The sequence below is a fragment of the Roseburia sp. MSJ-14 genome (assembly GCF_018918225.1).
In the GTDB taxonomy this organism is placed as follows: Bacteria; Bacillota; Clostridia; order Lachnospirales; family Lachnospiraceae; genus Petralouisia.
Genome location: NZ_JAHLQD010000050.1, coordinates 169,895 through 190,275, shown reverse-complemented (window position 1 = coordinate 190,275; position 20,381 = coordinate 169,895). Strand labels below are relative to the sequence as shown.

Annotated in this window: 17 protein-coding genes; 16 read left to right on the top strand and 1 reads right to left on the bottom strand. The window is 38.8% G+C overall.

Features of this window, described 5'->3' with window-relative positions; genetic code table 11:
• The first annotated feature begins 7 nt into the window (after positions 1-7).
• The 4 genes from KQI83_RS14315 to KQI83_RS14300 all read left to right on the top strand — a co-directional run bounded on the left by KQI83_RS14315 (position 8) and on the right by KQI83_RS14300 (position 5,080).
• Positions 8-796 carry a helix-turn-helix domain-containing protein gene (locus KQI83_RS14315; RefSeq protein WP_216559482.1) on the top strand — a complete coding sequence of 263 codons (789 nt, stop codon included), beginning with the start codon at positions 8-10 and terminating at the stop codon, positions 794-796.
• A 94-nt stretch (positions 797-890) separates the two neighbouring features.
• Entirely contained in the window at positions 891-1,418 is a 528-nt protein-coding gene (locus KQI83_RS14310) for a hypothetical protein (RefSeq protein WP_216559480.1), read from the top strand.
• Positions 1,419-1,564: 146 nt separating this feature from the next.
• On the top strand, positions 1,565-3,307 hold the full coding sequence (locus KQI83_RS14305; RefSeq protein ID WP_216559478.1) for an ABC transporter ATP-binding protein: 1,743 nt from the start codon (positions 1,565-1,567) through the stop codon (positions 3,305-3,307).
• Between the two features lie 18 nt (positions 3,308-3,325).
• The gene (locus tag KQI83_RS14300; RefSeq protein WP_216559476.1) at positions 3,326-5,080 is read left to right on the top strand and encodes an ABC transporter ATP-binding protein; all 1,755 of its coding nucleotides are present in this window, start codon (positions 3,326-3,328) and stop codon (positions 5,078-5,080) included.
• Between the two features lie 102 nt (positions 5,081-5,182).
• Here KQI83_RS14300 and KQI83_RS14295 read toward each other — a convergent pair whose 3' ends face one another.
• Positions 5,183-6,358 (bottom strand): DNA polymerase Y family protein, encoded by a 1,176-nt coding sequence (locus KQI83_RS14295; protein ID WP_216559474.1) that lies wholly within the window; start codon positions 6,356-6,358, stop codon positions 5,183-5,185.
• A 235-nt stretch (positions 6,359-6,593) separates the two neighbouring features.
• Here KQI83_RS14295 and KQI83_RS14290 point away from each other — a divergent pair, with 235 nt between their 5' ends.
• From KQI83_RS14290 to KQI83_RS14235, 12 genes are all read left to right on the top strand, one after another.
• Positions 6,594-6,836, top strand: a complete 243-nt coding sequence (locus KQI83_RS14290; RefSeq protein WP_216559473.1) for a Veg family protein — start codon at positions 6,594-6,596, stop codon at positions 6,834-6,836.
• Between the two features lie 63 nt (positions 6,837-6,899).
• Positions 6,900-8,459 (top strand): DUF3794 and LysM peptidoglycan-binding domain-containing protein, encoded by a 1,560-nt coding sequence (locus KQI83_RS14285; protein WP_216559472.1) that lies wholly within the window; start codon positions 6,900-6,902, stop codon positions 8,457-8,459.
• Between the two features lie 558 nt (positions 8,460-9,017).
• Positions 9,018-10,007: an ABC transporter substrate-binding protein gene (locus tag KQI83_RS14280; RefSeq protein WP_216559470.1), complete on the top strand. Its 990-nt coding sequence runs from the start codon at positions 9,018-9,020 to the stop codon at positions 10,005-10,007.
• 12 nt (positions 10,008-10,019) lie between these two features.
• On the top strand, positions 10,020-10,955 hold the full coding sequence (locus tag KQI83_RS14275; RefSeq protein ID WP_216559468.1) for an ABC transporter permease: 936 nt from the start codon (positions 10,020-10,022) through the stop codon (positions 10,953-10,955).
• Positions 10,955-11,764: an ABC transporter ATP-binding protein gene (locus tag KQI83_RS14270; protein WP_216559466.1), complete on the top strand. Its 810-nt coding sequence runs from the start codon at positions 10,955-10,957 to the stop codon at positions 11,762-11,764. The genes KQI83_RS14275 and KQI83_RS14270 overlap by 1 nt, the downstream gene beginning before the upstream one ends.
• 29 nt (positions 11,765-11,793) lie before the next feature.
• Entirely contained in the window at positions 11,794-12,879 is a 1,086-nt protein-coding gene (locus KQI83_RS14265) for an iron-containing alcohol dehydrogenase family protein (RefSeq protein WP_216559464.1), read from the top strand.
• A 108-nt stretch (positions 12,880-12,987) separates the two neighbouring features.
• Entirely contained in the window at positions 12,988-14,220 is a 1,233-nt protein-coding gene (locus KQI83_RS14260) for a C40 family peptidase (RefSeq protein WP_216559462.1), read from the top strand.
• 34 nt (positions 14,221-14,254) lie between these two features.
• Positions 14,255-14,692: a GatB/YqeY domain-containing protein gene (locus KQI83_RS14255; RefSeq protein WP_216559460.1), complete on the top strand. Its 438-nt coding sequence runs from the start codon at positions 14,255-14,257 to the stop codon at positions 14,690-14,692.
• 10 nt (positions 14,693-14,702) lie between these two features.
• On the top strand, positions 14,703-16,025 hold the full coding sequence (locus KQI83_RS14250) for a CCA tRNA nucleotidyltransferase (protein WP_216559458.1): 1,323 nt from the start codon (positions 14,703-14,705) through the stop codon (positions 16,023-16,025).
• 76 nt (positions 16,026-16,101) lie between these two features.
• A complete protein-coding gene (locus KQI83_RS14245) occupies positions 16,102-17,088 on the top strand; it encodes a CotS family spore coat protein (protein WP_330622441.1) in 987 nt (328 codons plus the stop codon).
• 88 nt (positions 17,089-17,176) lie between these two features.
• Positions 17,177-18,382, top strand: coding sequence for a hypothetical protein (locus KQI83_RS14240; RefSeq protein WP_216559456.1), 1,206 nt, complete (start codon positions 17,177-17,179; stop codon positions 18,380-18,382).
• 107 nt (positions 18,383-18,489) lie between these two features.
• Complete coding sequence (locus KQI83_RS14235; protein WP_216559454.1) at positions 18,490-20,223, top strand: phospho-sugar mutase; 1,734 nt, start codon at positions 18,490-18,492, stop codon at positions 20,221-20,223.
• Positions 20,224-20,381: the final 158 nt, after the last annotated feature.

Sequence of the window (20,381 nt, the reverse complement as noted above, 5' to 3'; positions counted from 1 at the left end):
AATAGATATGTTTGACACAAGAAAAACAGGAAAGAAAATCGCAACATTAAGAAAAGAAAAAAATATGACACAGATGGAACTGGCAGATGAAATGGGGGTAAGCTATCAGGCAGTCAGCAACTGGGAACGTGGAAATTCTATGCCGGATATCGGAAAATTGCCACAGCTTGCATTAGTGTTAGGTTGTAGTATAGATGAGATTTTAGGAGAATCGAAGGAAACTAAATTGGTGGAACATTTGATTCAGGGAACGGAACGAGAATATATAGAAGAAACAGATACTGGTGCAGATGTAATTACGCAGGTGGCTCCATTAGTGAAACCAGAACAGACCAAAGAGATGGTACAGACAGTGATTGAAAAGGAAGAAAAAAAAGAACAAGATGAAGGAAAAGAAGAATCTGCGAAGAAATCAAAGTTTTCTATAAAAGAGTTGATTGAATTAGCACCTTACTTAGAAGAAGAATATCTGGATAAATTAGTAGAGCAGATAGATGTAGATACCAATTTAAAAGAACTAATTGGAATTGCAACGTTTCTGGCAGATTACACATTGGATAAGTTGGTAGAAAGAATTAACCTGGAAAAGGGCGGTAAGGGGATTGTAGGACTTGCACCATTTTTGTCAGATGAGGCATTAGATACCTTGATAGAAAGAGCAATGAAACAGGGAGAATTGCAGGATTATACCGGATTATATCCTTTCCTATCAGATAAAACCCTTCATAAATTAGCAGAACCCATGATGAAAAACGGAAATGCTACATCACTTAAGAAGATTCTGCCGTTTTTATAAAGATGTTGTATTGTCCGAACTACATTAGCGTGTTATAATTAAATTATGATACGCAACAATACAAACCAATGGAAGGACAAAGGAGGAGGAAACAATGTCATATTGTATAAAATGCGGAAGAAAACTTAATGATGGAGAGGTGTGTAACTGTCAGGCACAGGCTCCTAAAACAGAATTTCAGGCAACTCAGGGGAATAATTTCCAGACAGCCAATGTAACCGGTGGGGCTACTCAGACAGTAGACAGTAGAAAGAAAATTACAAAGTTACTTACAATTATAGGTTCTGCTGTTATGGCTATTGCATGTTTTATGCCATTTTACACCATTCTGTCAGAAACAATCAATTATGTAGGTGGCGGAACAGGTCAAACCGGTGATGGTGTTATCGTTGTCATCTTGGCTATTGTAGCAATTGTATTGGCAGTATTCAACTTGCAAAAGTTTGGAGTAATTCCAGCGGCAATTGCTTTGGTAATAACCATTTATGATATTTCCCAGGTAAGCAGTGCATCTATGGGATTTGGAAGCTTTGGTATCGGTGCATATCTGGCTGTTATTGGAGCAATCGTAGCAATTGTTGGCGGTATACTTGGATTTGTATGGAAATTGACAAGAAAATAGTATAACGTAAGAGTTAAAAAAGTAAAATAGGGAACATATTACATAAGAGTAATATGTTCCTTTTTTCATGTATTATGTATTGAATTACCAAGGAAAGTGGGATTATAATAGGGAAAGATAAAATAATCATATGGGGGACTTATTCCATGAAAAAATTATTGATATACTTAAAAGATTACAAAAAGGAAAGTGTGCTGGCACCACTGTTTAAAATGCTGGAGGCATCTTTTGAACTGATTGTTCCGTTAGTAGTGACACAGATTATCGATGTGGGAATTGCAAATCGGGATAGTGGATATATTTTAAGAATGTGTCTTATTATGGTGGCATTAGGTCTGATAGGACTTACCTGTTCCATAACAGCGCAATACTTTGCGGCAAAGGCAGCTGTTGGATTTGGAACACAGGTGCGTCATCAGTTATTTGCTCATATACAGACCTTTTCTTTTTCAGAAATTGACAAGGTGGGAACGGCAACATTAATAACCCGAATGACCAGCGATATTAATCAGGTGCAGTCTGGGGTAAACATGGTATTGCGTTTGTTTTTACGTTCCCCATTTATTGTATTCGGAGCTATGATTATGGCATTTACCATAGATGTAAAGGCGGCATTGGTATTTGTAGTTACGATTCCTCTTTTATCTATTGTAGTATTTGGAATCATGGCAATCAGCATTCCTCTTTACCGTAAGGTGCAGGAGCGTTTGGACAAGGTACTTGGAATTACCAGAGAAAATCTTACCGGAGTGCGTGTAATTCGTGCATTCCATAAGGAAGAAGAAGAGAAAAATCGATACGAAGAAAGCCTGGGAGCACTTACTGGTATGCAGAATCATGTAGGACGAATCAGTGCATTTATGAATCCGGTTACCTATACCATTATTAACTGCGGTATTATTGCATTGCTTTATATCGGTGCATTTCAGGTAGATATAGGAGTTTTAACACAGGGACAAGTGGTTGCATTGGTAAACTATATGTCTCAGATTTTAGTAGAATTAATAAAGCTTGCAAACTTGATTGTAACTATCACTAAGGCGGTTGCTTGCGGAAATCGTATTGAATCTGTATTGGAAATGAAGAGCAGCATGCCAATTGATGTACAAAAGGAGCAGTTAGGAAAAGTTGCAGGAAATAAGAGCGAAGCTTCTGAGTATATGGTAGAGTTTTCCCATGTAGGACTGACCTATCAGGGGGCAGGGGCAGAAAGTTTAACAGATATTGATTTTCAGGTGAAAAAGGGAGAAACTATCGGAATCATCGGCGGAACCGGAAGTGGAAAAACATCTTTGGTACATTTGATACCACGTTTTTATGATGCTACAGCAGGTGAAGTGAAAATCAACGGGAAAAATGTCAAGGATTATCCAATTGAGCAACTACGCCAAATGGTAGGAATTGTAATGCAAAAGGCAGTTTTATTCCAGGGAACCATACGGGAAAACCTGTGTTGGGGAAAAGAGAACGCTACGGAAAAGGAGCTGTATCAGGCATTAGAAACAGCGCAGGCAAGGGAAGTAGTAGATGGCAAGGATGGAAAACTGGATGCTCCGGTAGAGCAGGGTGGAAAGAATTTTTCCGGTGGACAAAGGCAGCGACTTACCATTGCCCGAGCATTGGTGCGTAAACCGCAGATTTTGATTTTGGATGATAGTGCATCAGCACTGGATTATGCTACGGATGCCGGACTTCGAAAAGCTATTCGTGAGATGGAAGGAGAGCCAACGGTATTTATCGTATCCCAGCGAACTTCTTCTATCCAGCATGCAGATAAAATTATTGTGTTGGATGATGGTGTGGTATCAGGAATCGGAACGCATGAGCAACTGTTAGAAACCTGTGAAGTATATCGGGAAATTTACGAATCCCAGTATAAGAAACACTAGGAAGGGAGGAACAGTAGCATGAAAAAAGAAAAGAAGAAAAATCAATCGGAAACATTAAAAAAAGTATTACGTTATATTAAACGTTATCGTTGGTATTTAATTTTATCACTCTTTTTTGCTGTGATAACGGTAGCAGCGACCTTGTATATTCCGGTGCTTACCGGAGATGCCATCGACTATATTATTGATGAAGGCATGGTGAATTTTTCAGCAGTTTTTGCAATTCTTATAAAAATCGGAGTTGTGATTGGCGTAACAGCACTGGCACAGTGGTTGATGAATGTATGTAACAACAAGATTACCTATGAAGTGATTCAGGATATTCGACGTGAAGCCTTTGCAAAAATGGAGATTCTTCCATTAAAATTTATTGACGGACATTCCCACGGGGAACTGGTAAGCCGTGTGATTGCAGATGTAGACCAGTTTGCAGATGGACTTTTAATGGGATTTTCTCAATTATTTACCGGAGTAATTACCATTCTTGGAACGCTTCTGTTTATGCTTGCTATCAATGTAAAAATAACATTAGTAGTAGTGTTGATTACCCCGGTTTCGCTGTTTGTAGCAAGTTTTATTGCAAAGCGGACATATAAGATGTTTTTATTACAGTCCAGCACCAGAGGAGAACAGACAGCACTGATTAACGAAATGATTGAAAACCAAAAAGTGGTACAGGCATTTTCCAAAGAGGCAGATGTGTTAGAAAACTTTGATGAGATTAACGGAAGGTTGGAAAAGGCATCCCTACAGGCAACCTTTTTCTCCTCCATTACCAATCCAAGTACCCGATTTGTAAACAGCCTTGTATATACGGGAGTTGGTTTAGTCGGTTCATTTTGTGCTATGAATGGAATGATAACGGTAGGACAGCTTTCCTGCTTTTTAAGTTATGCAAATCAGTATACCAAACCATTTAATGAGATTTCAGGCGTAGTTACAGAGCTTCAGAATGCCCTTGCCTGTGCAGAACGAATTTTTGCACTCATTGAAGAAGAACCGCAGATTCCGGAAAGTGCAGATGCGAAGGTACTGACAGATGTTTCCGGAAAGGTGGAGTTAAAAGATGTTTACTTCTCCTATACGAAAGACAAAAAGTTAATAGAGGACTTTAACTTAAAGGTAGAGCCGGGACAGCGAGTGGCAATTGTAGGACCTACGGGATGTGGAAAAACTACCATTATCAATCTCTTGATGCGTTTTTATGATGTAGATAGCGGAAGTATTCAGGTAGAAGGAAACGACATTCGTAATGTTACAAGAAAGAGTCTTCGAGGCAGTTATGGAATGGTATTGCAGGAGACCTGGTTAAAGGCAGGAACTATACGAGAAAATCTTATTATGGGAAAACCGGATGCTACGGAAGAAGAGATGATAGAAGCAGCGAAGGCCGCACATGCTCACAGTTTTATCAAGCGTTTGCCGCAAGGATATGATACAGTGATTGGAGAAGATGGGGGAAGTTTATCCGCAGGACAAAAGCAGTTGTTATGCATTGCCCGAGTAATGCTGTGTTTGCCACCGATGCTCATATTGGACGAAGCAACTTCTTCTATTGATACCAGAACCGAAATGAAGATTCAGAACGCATTTGCCAAAATGATGAAAGGGCGCACCAGTTTTATTGTAGCGCATCGTTTGTCTACGATTCAGGAAGCAGATGTGATTTTAGTAATGAAAGACGGAAAGATTATGGAGCAGGGAAATCACGAAGAACTTCTTGCAAAAAATGGATTTTATGCACAATTGTATAACAGTCAGTTTGCGGTATAAACAAAGAGTTCACATTTTATAATGTGGTATTTACTATGATATAAAAAACTTCCGAGAAGGTTGTGTTAAGTCAAACTTCTCGGAAGTTTTTTGTTGGGTATTTTATACGCCCTTTTTTATAATGCTATCTCCAAATCGTTTTCTTAATTCTTCGGCGGCTTTGTCAGCCTTTTGTTCCTTTTGGGTTTTCGGTAAATCAAAAAGACTCATTTGAACAGGCTCTGGGTCAGAAGTGAGTTTTGAGGTTCGTACCCCTAAGAGGCGAACGGGTTCTCCATTCCAAAGCTCATCAAACAAAAGACAGACGTAATGGTATAAAGTGGCTGCATCATCAGTGGCATTAGGAAGTTGCCGTTGGTGAGACACATTGGTAAAAGTGGCGTATTTAATTTCCGTACTAACCATTCCGGCAAGTTGTCCGTACTTTTTAAGACGAGAAGAGACCTGATCACACAGGGCACGAAGCACTTTTTTGGCATCGGCAGAAGTCTCAGCGTCCTTAGAAAGCGTGGTGGAATTTCCTACACCTTTTAGTTCCACTTCTTGTGTTTGAACCGGGGAATCGTCTATGCCATTGGCAAATTCCCAAATGAGTCTGCCATGGCTTTTCATATGACTTTCTAAGATGGACACATCGGTATGTGCTAAGTCACCAATGGTAAGAATCTCCAGCTTTTCCAAAGTGGCAGCAGCGGACTTACCTACCATAAAGAGGTCACGGACGGGAAGTGGCCACATTTTCTTAGGAACTTCCTCCGGAAATAAAGTGTGTACACGGTCTGGTTTTTGAAAGTCGGAGGCCATTTTAGCAAGTAATTTATTATTGGAAATACCAACATTTACAGTAAAACCAAAGGTATTACGCACGGTATCTTTAATTTTGGTGGCAGCGTCTATAGGGCTGTTATAATTCTTTATATAATCCGTAAAATCCATATAACATTCATCAATACTTACCTGTTCAATGGCAGGGGAAAAAGTCCTTAGAAGTTCCATAAGGCGGTGACTGTACTGACTGTAAAGCTTGTGGTTAGGCGGAGCCATTACCAGCTTTGGATATTTTTGCAGTGCATGAGCAACAGGTTCTCCGGTAGTTATTTTATAGGCCTTAGCAGGGATAGACTTAGCCAATACAATTCCATGACGGCTTGCCATATCGCCACCAATAATCGCAGGAATTTCCCGCAAATCTACGGAATCTCCATTTTTTAAGTTTTCCACTGCTGTCCAAGAAAGGTAAGCAGAATTCACGTCAATATGAAAAATAAGTCGTTCCATGGGAAACCTCCTGTTTTTATACAAACATTTGTACTGGATTTAGAAAAATTATACCACACATTTGTTCGGTTGTAAAACAAGCGAGCGACAGAAAATTTAAAATGCTAACCAAGTTGTAAAATTTTTAGTACATTTATGAAAATTTTAATTGACAATACTTTATTACAGTGCTATACTAAATAATGAAATTGACATAATAAGGGGCTAGAAGACCAAAAAAGAATGGGGTGGAAATATGATTGTAAAGCAGGAAGATATTCGCAGAGTAAGAGCATCTGTATTGCAGCAGTTAGGAAACAAAGTTCTGATTCAGTTAGACCGTGGAAGAAATAGGGTAGATGTTCAGGAAGGGGTCATTAAGGGCGCGTATCCTTGTGTATTTACCATTCAGGTCAATGATGAGAATGAGAATCCACAGGTATTGTCTTTTAGCTATGCCGATGTACTTACAAGGGATGTTAGAATGAAGTTGTGTTAGAATGAATAAAACGTTTCTACTTTGAATAGAATGTACAAAGTTCAGAGTAGGAGCGTTTTTAATTTGGAATTACAGAAAAAATATATACATATGAGTCGGGAAAAGGGTGAAGCGGTGACGCAGATTACCTTAGACGATGATTTTAATGTTCCCGATGTAAAGCCGGATTTGCTGCGAATTATTATGGATAGAGGAGAAATTCGGTTTGATGAGACAAATATTACACAGGATCATGTGTGGCTAAAGGGGGTGTTAAAATTTTCCATGTTGTATCGGAGCGATCAGGATACAGGGAAAATTGACAGCCTTACCGGAGAAATACCTTTTCAGGAAAGTCTTACCATGGAGGGTATCAATGAGTACGATACAGCAAAAATCACATGGGAAATGGAAGATTTATCCCTTGGTATCATCAACTCCAGAAAAGTAAGCGTGAAGGCACTTGTGATGCTGAAGGCAGTGGTAGACGAAAATTACGATGAAGAATTGGTGACAGGGGCAGAGGAAAATGAGAAGCTTCAGGTATTGGAAAATTCCATGACAGCCATGGCACTGTTATTATCTCAAAAAGATACCTATCGTTTTAAAGAAGAAATTGTACTTCCATCTAACAAGCCTAATATTCACCAGATATTATGGAAAAGTGTACAGCTTCGCGGTGTAGAAATGCGTTTAGGGGAAAATCAGTTAAATATCAAGGGCGAGGCACTGATTTTTGTATTATATGAGGGAGAAGATGAAGAAGAACGTCTGCAATGGGTAGAAAATGCTTTGCCGTTTGTAGGAATGATTGATTGTCCCGGCAGTACAGAAGATATGATAAGTGATATTTCTTATCATATTTCCGGGGTTGAGTTAGAAGCAAAGCCGGATTATGACGGGGAAGAGCGAATGCTTCATTTAGAGCTGGTATTGGATTTGGAGCTTAAGATTTTTTCTGAAGAAGAAAATCGTATGGTAGAAGATATTTATTCCATTGAATCCAAGCTAACACCTATTTATGAAGACGCTGTATTTGAAAAGTTGTTGCTTCGGAATTTTTCCAAATGCAGAATTACAGAAAAGATGAATACAGATCAAAATCAGGAGCCGATTTTACAGATATGTGCAAGCGAAGGAAAGGCAGTAGTAGAGCAGACTGAAATTGTAACAGATGGAATTCAGGTAGAAGGAACACTTCAGGTAGGAATTCTTTATGTGACTACGGATGATAAGATGCCGGTGGCTTCCATGCGGGATGTGCTGCCGTTTCATTACTTAATTGAAGTGCCGGGAATTCGCAAAAATTGCAGATATCATTTGCAGGCAGGAATTGATCAAATGACAACTGTCATGACGGATAGTACACAGGTAGAAGTAAAGGCGGTCATTAACTTAAACAGTATTGTATTTGAGCAACAGGAAGTGAAAAAAATGACCGAGGTAGAAGAAGAACCATTAGATATGGAAGCATTGCAGGAAAGTCCGGGAATCATTGGATATATTGCTAAGGATGAAGATCGTTTGTGGGATATTGCCAAGGAAAATTATACGACTATTTCAGATATTGTAAGCACCAATCAATTGTCTTCCGAGCAGATAAAAGCAGGAGATAAGATTCTCATTATAAAGACAGTAGGATAAAGATAATAAAAAAATAGTATTGACAAATGGAAATTTACAGACTATAATACCCACAAGTGAAAAAATGAAACCGCTGATACAGAGAAGGTATACAAAAGGGCCCGTACAGAGAACCGGGATGGTGGAAACCGGTAGGTAGTGTTTGGATACATGGGCTGTAGAGGGCGAAGGGAAAGGCATAGGCTGAGTATCTGAGACGTAATGTCTGCGTTAAAGACAGGTGATGTGATGGCATTACTAAGAGAGTGGATTCCATAAGAATCAAGCAAGGTGGTACCGCAGGTTTAATTGATAACTTGTCCTTATTTTTACATGATGTAGAAATAAGGACTTTTTTGCGTGATTAAGCAGACTGAACGTGGAATATTACAAAATTTCTGTTTACAGAAAATTTTGTAATGTGACATGGGCAGGAGCAACGCGAACTTAGAATTGCTTGCAATTCTAAGTCTGCTTAATCAGAGATAATCAGAGAAAAACTTACTTAATGCCAAATAAGAAAATCTATTCACCATAGTATTACATGATAAGAAAACGTATTCAGAGGAGGAAAAAGAAATGAAAAAGAAAGTGTTGAGTGTTTTATTGGCAGCTGTTTGTGCAGCTACATTAGTAGTGGGATGTGGAGATGGAAAGAGTACTGACAAATCCAGTGGGGATAAAAAGAAAATAGGAATTGTCACAATGGTAGAAAACGGTGCTTTCACAGATATGAAAGAAGGCATTTTAGATGAGATGAAGGAAAAAGGTTACACGGAGGAAAATACAGAGTTTGATTATCAGTGTGCAGCAGGAGATGCATCTGCACTTACTTCCATTGTAAATAATATGACAGACGGAACTTATGACATGGTATTTACCATTGCAACTCCATCTACACAGGCATTTGTAAACGCAGAGTCTGATACACCGGTATTTTTCTGTGCCGTATCTGCACCAGTGGCAGCAGGTGTATTAAGTGATATGGAAAACCCAGATAAAAATGCAACCGGAACATCTAATGCAATTCCGGTATCTGAGATTTTTGAACTTGCAAAAGCAACTACACCGGTAGAAAAATTCGGATTGATTTATAGCGGAAACGAAGACAATGCAACAAATACTATAGAGCAGTGTAAGAAATATTTAGATTCTGAGCAGATTGCTTATACCGTAGCAACAGCTCCAACATCTGCGGATATTGAAACAGCAGTAAATGCTTTGATTAGTGATGGCGCACAGGCAATTTTCGTACCAAACGATTCTATTATTCAGGATGGAGTAGAAAAATTAGTCGAGATTTGTAATGAAAAGAAAATCCCAACTTATTGTTCTTCCGCAACTACAGTAGCATCCGGATGTTTTGCAACCTTAGCAATTGATGACAAGGGAATCGGAAGAAAAACAGCAGATATGGCAATCGAGTATTTAGAAGGAAAGAAGTTAGAAGAGATACCTTCAAAAGTAATCGGAATTGATTATTGCTCTGTAAATAAGACAGCAATGGAAGCACTTGGATTAACTCAGGATACAATTCAAACAGCCTATGAAGTAAATGTATTAGAATAAGAGGATAAAAAGATGATTGAATTACAATATTACTTATCAAATCTGCCGGATGGATTGATTTATGGATTATTGGCAATGGGAATTTATATATCCCTTCGAATTTTAGATATTCCGGATTTGACAACGGAAGGAAGCTTTGGCTTTGGTGCAGTGGTGTCCGTATTGGTTTCCTTGCAGGGACATCCGGTATTGGCACTTTTAGCAGGAATTTTAGCAGGAGCTTTGGCAGGAGTCATTACCGGATGTTTGCAGACAAAGTTAAAAGTGCATCCGGTATTGGCAGGAATTATTACCATGAGTGGTCTGTATTCCATCAATTTGGTTTGTTATTCCTTAACAGAAAAGGGGGCAACCACAAACTTAAGTTATGATAAAAATACCGTATTTGAAAAGGTAAAAGAACTTTTGGGGATTCGTGGACAATACGAAACCAGCGTGGTAAAAGCAGTGGTAAGTCTTGGTATTGTAATTTTAGTATTATGTATTATTGTTTGGTTTTTCCGTACACATATCGGTCTTTGTGTACGGGCAACCGGGGATAATCCGGATATGGTAAGTGCTTCTTCTATAAACGTAGACAGAACAAAAATCATTGGACTTATGATTGCCAATGCATTAATTGGGCTTGCCGGAGCGATGGCATCCCAGAGCCTTGGTTACTCCGACATTAACACAGCAAACGGAACATTGATTTACGGTCTTGCAGCAGTAATCATTGGAGAAGCAATCTTAGGAAAACGTGGTCCGGCAATTGGTGTATTATCTGCGGTACTTGGTTCCGTATTATATAAGTTAATCGTGGCATTTGTTATTCGACAGAATCTTTTCGGAGAAAAGAGTGCGAACCTGATGAAATTTACCTGTGCACTGATTGTAGCCATTACACTGGCAATTCCTGCAATCAAACAAAAAGCTGCGGAAAGCAAACAAAGAAAGGCGGTAAGATAATGTTAGAAATACGGAATATTACCAAAGTATTTGAAAAAGGAACAGTCAATGAACATGTGGCAATCAAAGACATGAGTCTTTCTTTGAAAAAAGGAGAGTTTGTAACCGTAGTAGGTTCCAATGGGGCAGGAAAAAGTACGCTGTTTAACGCTATTTGCGGTAGCTTTATGGTAGATGACGGAAAAATTTTATTAGATAACGAAGATATTACTTATAAAAGTGAACATAAGAGAGCAAGAGAAATTGGTCGAGTATTCCAGGACCCTATGAAGGGAACAGCACCACACATGACAATTGAGGAAAATCTGGCACTTGCTTACACAAGATCCCAACGCCATGCCAATCCGTTTTCCTCTGCAATTACGAAAAAGAAGACGGCATTTTTCCGAGAAAACCTGGCACGATATCACATGGGAATTGAAGACCGTATGAAAACAAAAATCGGACTTTTGTCAGGTGGACAGCGTCAGGTAGTAACGCTTTTAATGTGTACCCTGTCTGTTCCGAAATTATTGCTGTTAGATGAACATACAGCAGCTTTGGACCCGGCAACAGCAGAAAAGGTCATGGAGATTACAAAGACTATCGTGGCAGAAAATAACATTACTACTATGATGATTACACATAACCTGAAACAATCATTAAGCACCGGAAGCAGAACCATTATGTTGGATTCCGGTGAGATTATTTTGGATGTAAACGGAAAAGAACGTGAAAATATGTCCATGGAAGACTTAATTCAAATGTATTCCATGAAAAAGCAAAAGGAATTTGATAACGACAGAATTTTGCTCTCCGGCGAAGAGTAATCATAGAAAAGAAGTGGAGGAAGACATAGATGAAGTTGGAAAATTATGAGATGCACCTGCCAAGTTATTCTATCGGCAGTGATATTTACAATCAAATAGAAAAAATATGTAGTCCTTTCGGGAAAAAAGTTCTTATTATCAGCGGAGTAAAATCCTATGAAGCAGTTGCAATGAAGTTGTTAAAGGCAATGAAAGAAACAGGATTTGAACCGGTAGGACATGAGTATTACGGAAATGATTGTACCTATGCAAATGTAGAGCATTTAAGAACCTTAGAAGAATACAAAAAGGCAGATATGGTGTTTGCAGTAGGAGGCGGAAAATGCTTAGATACCTGCAAATGCCTTTGCATTGATGATAATAAGCCAATCTTCACCTTTCCAACCATTGCATCCAATTGTGCTGCGTGTACGTCTGTGTCTATTATGTACAATGAGGATGGTACTTTTTTAAAGCCACATTTTTTTACAAAACCATCTAATCATGCCTTTATCGATACGGAAATTATTGCAAAAGCACCGGAAAAGTATCTTTGGGCAGGCATAGGAGATACTTATGCAAAATATTACGAAGCAACGATTTCTTCAAGAGGAGAAGAACTTCCACATTTTACAGCACTTGGAGTAGCGGTCAGTCGTATGTGCTTAGACCCATTGGTGCAATATGGCGGAAAGGCATATCAGGATAATCAAAAGGGCATCTGTTCCTATGAATTAGAGCAGGCAGTCCTCTCTATTGTGGTAACCACAGGCGTAGCGTCTATTTTCTTAACCAGAGACTTTACCCCGGATTATAACAGTGGGCTTGCCCATGCCATTTTCTATGCATTGACAGTATATCCGGTTATTGAAAAAGAGCATTTGCATGGAGAAGTAGTGGGATTCGGTGTATTATATGCATTGCTGTGTGATGGACAGGAAGAAGAATTTGAAAAAATATACCATTTGAATCAAGAATTGGGATTGCCGTTAAAATTAAAAGACATCGGAATTACTACCCAAGAGTTTGAAGAAACCATGGAACGAATTCCCAAAATGTCTGATGTGCGACACTATCCGTATCCAATTACCATAGAAATGTTGCAAAAGGCAATGGAGCGGTTAGAACGTATGTAATAAATTTTCCACAATTTTCAAAGCAGGTTCGGTTGCTATCAATAAAAGATAATGCTATAATTGTTTCGTATGAAACTTTGAAATGTAGATGTGAGAAAGGGGAAAGAAATGAAATCCAAAAGACTTGCAGCCGCTTTATTAGTGGTAGTATTGTGTTTTTCACAGTTTACGGTAGCATTTGCGAATAAGAAAACCGATGCACAGAACAAGAAGAAAGAGGCAGAGGAAAATTTAGATAAAAAGAACGAAGAGATTGATAAAATCCAAAAGGAGCAGCAGTCAATTCAAAATGAAATAGATCAATTAGATTCCCAATTGGTACAAGTTATGATTGACTTGAGTACATTGGAGGAAGAATTAGCTACCAAACAGGATGAACTTGCCCAGACGCAGGAAGAATTGGCTCAGGCACAGGCAGATGAGGCAAATCAGTATGAGGCAATGAAAAAGAGAATCCAGTTTATGTACGAAAACGGAGATTCTACTATGATTACCAGCTTTTTAGAAGCAGATAACATTTCTGATATGCTGAATCGTGTAGAATACTTTAATGAAATGTATAGCTATGATAGGCAGCTACTAGTAACTTATCAGCAGACAAAGGAACAGGTTGCAGCCTTGAAGCAACAGCAGGAGACAGAAGTTGCCCAGTTGCAGCAGACACAGGCAGATTATCAGACAGCAGCTACGAATTACCAGAACACCATTGCCAAGAAGCAAAACAGCATGGATGGATTTGGAGAAAAGTTAAAACAGGCACAAGCACTTGCCGCTCAGTATCAGGATACAATTAGTGAGCAAAATACCGTAATTGCAAAAGAAGAAGAACGAGAAGCCCAGGAAAGAGAGCAGGCAGCTCGTGCAGCAGCACAGGCGGCAGCAAATCAAAATAATAACAGTCACAGTGGGACAGGCTCCAGTAGCGGTAATTCCGGTGGAAACAGTAACACCGGAAGTTCCGGAGGACAGAACTTAAATCCGGCACATACTACCAGTGTCAGCGGAAGTGCTGTGGTACAGTATGCGCTGAACTTTGTGGGTAATCCATATGTATGGGGAGGAAAAGACCCAAATACCGGAGCAGATTGTAGCGGATTTACCAGCTATGTGTACGGTCATTTTGGAATCAGTATTCCAAGTTATTCCTATGCACAGCGTTCTGTAGGACAAGAAGTAAGTTATGAAAATGCCCAGCCGGGAGATTTAATCTGTTATGCAGGCCATGTGGCAATCTATATGGGAAATGGACAGATTGTACATGCGAAAGGAACCGCATATGGAATTGTGGCTTATGACAATGCAACATACCGACCGATTATTACCGTACGGCGTGTATTATAAGAAGATGTTTAAAATAGTTTAGGAGGAAATAGAAATGAATATTGAAACATTAAGAAAAGACATGATTGCAGCAATGAAGGCAAAGGATAAAAATAGAAAAGAAGCAATTTCTTCCCTGGTTTCAGCAGTAAAAAAGGTAGCAATTGATGAAGGATGCAGAGAAGATATTCCGGACGAATTAACAGACCGTGTTATTTTAAAGGAATTAAAAACAGCAAAAGAACAGATTGATACCTGTCCGGCAGAAAGAACAGACTTAAAGGAAGAATATGAGTTCAGATATAATGTAATCAAAGAGTATGCACCTGCTATGATGTCAGAAGAAGAAGTAAGAGCATACATTACAGAAAAGTTTGCAGATGTTGTAGCAACTAAGAATAAGGGACAGATTATGAAAGCTGTTATGGCAGAATTAAAAGGAAAGGCAGACGGAAAAGTCATCAATCAAGTGGTGGCAGCTCTGTGTCAGTAGGAGAGTATAAATGGTAATTGAATTGCCTGAAAAAGTAAAATATGTAATTGATACCCTGATGGATGCCGGCTACGAAGCTTATGCAGTAGGCGGCTGCATCAGGGATTCTATTTTAGGAAGAAAACCAGAGGATTGGGACATCACAACCTCGGCAAATCCCATGCAGGTAAAAGAGCTTTTTCGAAGAACCATAGATACCGGGATTCAGCACGGAACAGTAACCGTTATGCTGGAAAAAGAAGGATTTGAAGTCACAACTTATCGTATTGACGGAGAATATGAAGATGGACGGCATCCGAAGGAAGTGGTGTTTACTTCCAATCTAATTGAGGATTTGAAACGACGGGACTTTACCATTAATGCCATGGCGTATAATGAAAAGGACGGCTTGGTGGATGCCTTTTGCGGAATCGAGGATTTGGAGAAAAAAGTTATTCGCTGTGTGGGAAATCCCGAAGAACGTTTTGGGGAGGATGCCCTTCGCATGATGCGGGCGGTACGGTTTGCGGCACAGCTTGGATTTTCCATTGAAAAAAATACCAAAAGAGCCATTGTAGAATTAGCGGGAAACCTTTCAAAAGTCAGTGCAGAACGTATACAGGTAGAGTTAGTGAAGTTATTGGTATCTAACCATCCGGAAGAGTTTATGACGGCTTATGAAACGGGACTGACTAAGGTGTTTTTGCCGGAATTTGATGCCATGATAAAGACACCCCAGAATAACAAACATCATTGCTATAATGTAGGAGAGCATACCATAGAAACAGTGAAAAACAGTCCGCAGGATAAGATACTTCGTTTGACCATGTTATTGCATGATGTGGCAAAGCCTGTTTGCAAAAGTGTAGATGAACAGGGCATATATCATTTTTATGGACATCCGGCAAAGGGTGCAGAAATGGCAAAAGACATATTACGAAGATTAAAGTTTGACAACGATACCATTCGCAAGGTAACTGCATTGATAAAGCATCATGATGACATGCCTTCATTAGAGCCGGTAGCAATTCGCAGAGCCATCCATAAGACGGGATTAGAACAATATCCCGCATTATTTGCGGTAAAACGGGCAGATACAATGGGGAAAAATCTTTATAAGCGCGATGAGAAACTTGCTTATATTGCAGAATATCAGAGAATGTATGAAGAAATTCTGGAAAAAGGACAGTGTTTAACCTTAAAAGACCTTGCAGTAACAGGAAAAGACTTGCTTGCAGCAGGAGTTAAACCGGGAAAAGAAGTTGGTAATATCTTAGATCAGATGCTTTCCCATGTGTTAGAGTACCCGGAAGATAATCAAAAAGAAATTTTGATGAAGCGGATAAAAAATTGAATAGAATAGAACCCCTTTACATATGTATAGAAAGACGCAGGAAATAAACTGTGAATACGATGTGGAGGGGTTTTGTGTGTATAATCGAGAAAACCAGATTTTAGAACAGTATCCATTTGAAGTAAAGCAGACAATAAAAGGCAGAGGAGCTCTGATTTGTGATACCGACAAAGGGCTTAAAATTTTAAAGGAATATAAAGGTTCAGAAGGCAGAGCAGAATTTTTATATGGTTTGCTGGAATTTTTAAAGGAGCAAGGACAAGAAAGCATTGATTGTATTGTAAAAAATAAAGAAGAAAAGACAATTACAATTGATACGGACGGTACCGCATACATGGTGCGTGACTGGTACGAAGGAAGAGAATGTGATACCAAGAACCGAGAAGACATATTATGTGCGGTACAGCGTTTGGCGAAGTTACATAAAGTAATGCGTGAATTTCCACTGGAGATACCGGAGTACCTTCAGGTACAGGATAATACTCTGTTGCTTGAAAATGAAAAACACACCAGAGAATTAAAAAAAGTCCGTAACTATGTGTATTCCAGAAAAAAGAAAAACCGCTTTGAGCAAGAGTTCTTGCGTAGTTATCCTATGTTTTATGAAGAAGCCAGACAGGTAATGGAATTACAGGAAAAAGAATTGCAACAGGCGGGTACCAGTTTGCTATATGGCATCTGTCATGGAGATTATAATCAGCATAATGTGATTTTTACCCGCCAGGGACTGGTTGTACTGAATTTTGAAAGAGCCTCTTATGATGTGCAGGCAGGAGATTTGGGAAATTTTATGCGAAAAATCATGGAAAAGCATAACTGGAATATGGGACTGGGGGTAGATATGCTTGCAGCCTATGAAAAAGTAAGACCGATGACTTCGGAGGAATTAAAGCAATTATATATTCGCCTGGCATATCCGGAGAAATTCTGGAAGATTGCAAATCACTATTTTAATTCCAGTAAAGCATGGGTATGTGGGAGAAATTTAGAAAAATTAGAAAAAATCATAGGACAAAACGAAGCACGAGAAAACTTTTTACTTTTAATGAAGAAAAAGGTATAATGTAAGCATAGCTTTTTTGAACGGGTACTGCGTGCGTAGTTGCTTTTGGGGATATGTATTAACATGTGCAAGTGGAAAGAGGAGAACAATGTTGCAAAAGAAAAAAATACGAAGTTTGTTATTATTAAGTATATGTTTGATGGCAGTTGGCTGTGGAAATAAAAGTCAGGGGCTGACAGATGGCAGAGAAGTGTATGTAAAAGACCAGAAGGAAGAAAAGTCCAAAGAGGAAGAAAATACCACACAGGAAGAGCAATTATTTATTATTACGGGACTTAATACAGAACAAAGTAAGATTGTGCTAAAAGGATATAAGGAGCAGCAAGAAAAAGAATATGATTATACCAGAGCTACTTATATCAAGGATAAGTATGGAAACAGTATTGCCATGAACCAGTTAGAAGCAGGAGAAATGGTAAACGTAGCATTACAGAAAAATACGGTAAAATCCATACAGGTGTCAGACGAAATATTTACCTATGCAGATGTGCATAATTTTACCGTAGATACAGATGCAAAAACCATTACTGTAGGAAAGAACAGTTATTACTATGATGATGATGTTCAGGTGTTTTATCATAATAATCGAATCTCTATGGCAGAGATCAGTGAAAGGGATACACTTTGCTTAAAAGGAATTGATAAAAAAATTTATGCGATTCAGGTAACAAGTGGACATGGAACGGTAGTTTTACAGAATACAGAGATGTTTGAAGGTGGAAACATTACCATTGGAAACATATTGTCTGTGGATATCCAGAAAGATATGCGAATTGAAGTACCGGAAGGAACGTATTTGTTATCTGTAGCAAATGATGGGTATGGTGGAAATTGTGAAGTGACCATAGAAGCAAATCGAGAGACAACGGTAAACTTGGAAGAATTAAAAGGTGAGGGACCAAAATACTGTTCGATTACCTTTGCCGTAGAGCCTGAAAATGCAGTGCTTTATCTGAATGGACAACAAGTGGATTTGTCTCAGCCGTTAACGTTAAAGTATGGCAGGTATGCATTAACCGCTAAGGCAGATGGATATGCAGACTGGCAAAGAACATTAGTGGTAAATTCAGAAAGTGCTAATTTAAAGATACAGCTTTTGACAACAGAAGAGGAAGAAGAGGCAGAAGAAGCAGCCGCAGAGGCTACACAGTCGAGTACAGAAAACACAGATCAGTCAGGAACACAAAGTTCTACCACGGATAGTGCAAAAGCACAGGAAGAAGCAGTACAACAACTGATTCAACAAATCCGAAATGGTACATTATCCACCTCCCAGGGCAGTAGTACCAACTAACTTCCTTTAAAAATTGTGGTAACACCTATTGAGAAAATCCCGAATTTGAAGTATTATGAATCTGTATATCATAAAATAGTATATCATAAAATCAATAGGAGGAAGAAATGGGATATAAAGAGATGTATCAAGAATGGCTGAATAATCCGTATTTCGATGAAGCTACCAAAGCAGAATTACGGAATATTGCAGGCGACGAAAAAGAAATCGAAGAACGTTTTTACATGGATCTGGAGTTTGGGACTGCCGGACTTCGTGGTGTGATTGGCGCGGGAACCAATCGCATGAACGTTTATACAGTAAGAAAAGCAACACAGGGATTGGCAAACTATATTGCATCTGTGAATGGACAGAAAAAAGGTGTTGCAATTGCATATGATTCCAGAAGAATGTCTCCGGAATTTGCAGATGAAGCAGCTTTATGCTTAAATGCAAATGGAATTAAGGCATATGTGTTTGAGTCCTTACGTCCAACACCGGAATTATCTTATGCAGTACGCAAATTAGGATGTATTGCAGGTATCAACATTACCGCAAGCCATAATCCACCGGAATATAATGGTTATAAAGTATATTGGGAAGACGGTGCACAGATTACACCACCTCATGACAAGGGAATCATGGATGAAGTAAAAAAAGTAACCGATTATGCAACGGTAAAGACCATGGATAAAGAAGCTGCAAAGGCAGAAGGATTATATCAGACCATTGGAGCAGACATTGATGATCCATATATTGCAGAATTAAAGAGTCTTGTATTGCATCAGGATTCCATTGATGCAGTAGGAAAAGACTTAAAGATTGTATACACACCACTTCATGGAACCGGAAATATTCCGGTACGCCGAGTATTAAAAGAACTTGGTTTTACCAATGTTTATGTAGTACCGGAGCAGGAACTTCCGGATGGAGAATTCCCAACCGTAAGCTATCCAAATCCGGAAGCAGCAGAAGCCTTTGAATTAGGATTAAAGCTTGGCAAAAAGGTAGATGCAGACTTGATTTTAGCAACAGACCCGGATGCTGACCGTCTTGGAGTTTATGTAAAAGATGCAAAGACCGGAGAATATCACAGTTTGACAGGTAACATGTCAGGATGTTTAATCGGTGATTATGTCATCAGCCAGAGAAAAGAAAAAGAAGGATTGCCAAAGGATGGCGCATTTATCAAATCCATCGTTTCTACGAATATGGCAGATGCTATTGCAAAATATTATGGTATTCAATTAGTAGAAGTGTTGACCGGATTTAAGTTTATCGGACAGAAAATCTTAGAATTTGAAACCAAGGGAAATGGAACATACTTATTCGGTATGGAAGAAAGCTATGGCTGCCTTACCGGAACCTATGCAAGGGACAAGGATGCAGTGGTTGCTTCAATGACCTTATGTGAAGCTGCGGCTTACTATAAAACAAAAAATATGACTTTGTGGGATGCTATGATTGCAATGTATGAGCGTTATGGCTACTATAAGGACGATGTGCAGGCAATTACCTTAAAAGGTATCGAAGGTCTGGAAAAAATTCAGAAGATCATGAATACTTTAAGAGAAAATACACCATCTGAAATCGGTGGATATAAAGTGGTTTCTGCAAGAGATTATAAAAAAGATACCATTAAAAATATGGAAACAGGAGAAGTAACAGCAACCGGATTGCCAAGTTCAAATGTTTTGTATTATGATTTAACAGATGATGCATGGATGTGTGTAAGACCTTCCGGTACAGAGCCTAAAGTGAAGTTTTACTATGGTGTAAAGGGTACTTCTCTTGCAGATGCAGATGAAAAATCTGAAAAATTAGGAAAAGAAGTTCTTGCAATGATAGATAAAATGCTCTAAATTGGGCATAACTACATTAAAATATCAAAAAAAGCAAGAGAAAAAGTATACAAAGTAAAAATTCATATTTCGGCAGATTTCATAAAAACCTTTAAAAAGCCCATAAATATGGAATTTTTCTTGACAAAGCAGAGGAAAACAAGTATAAATATGTTTGT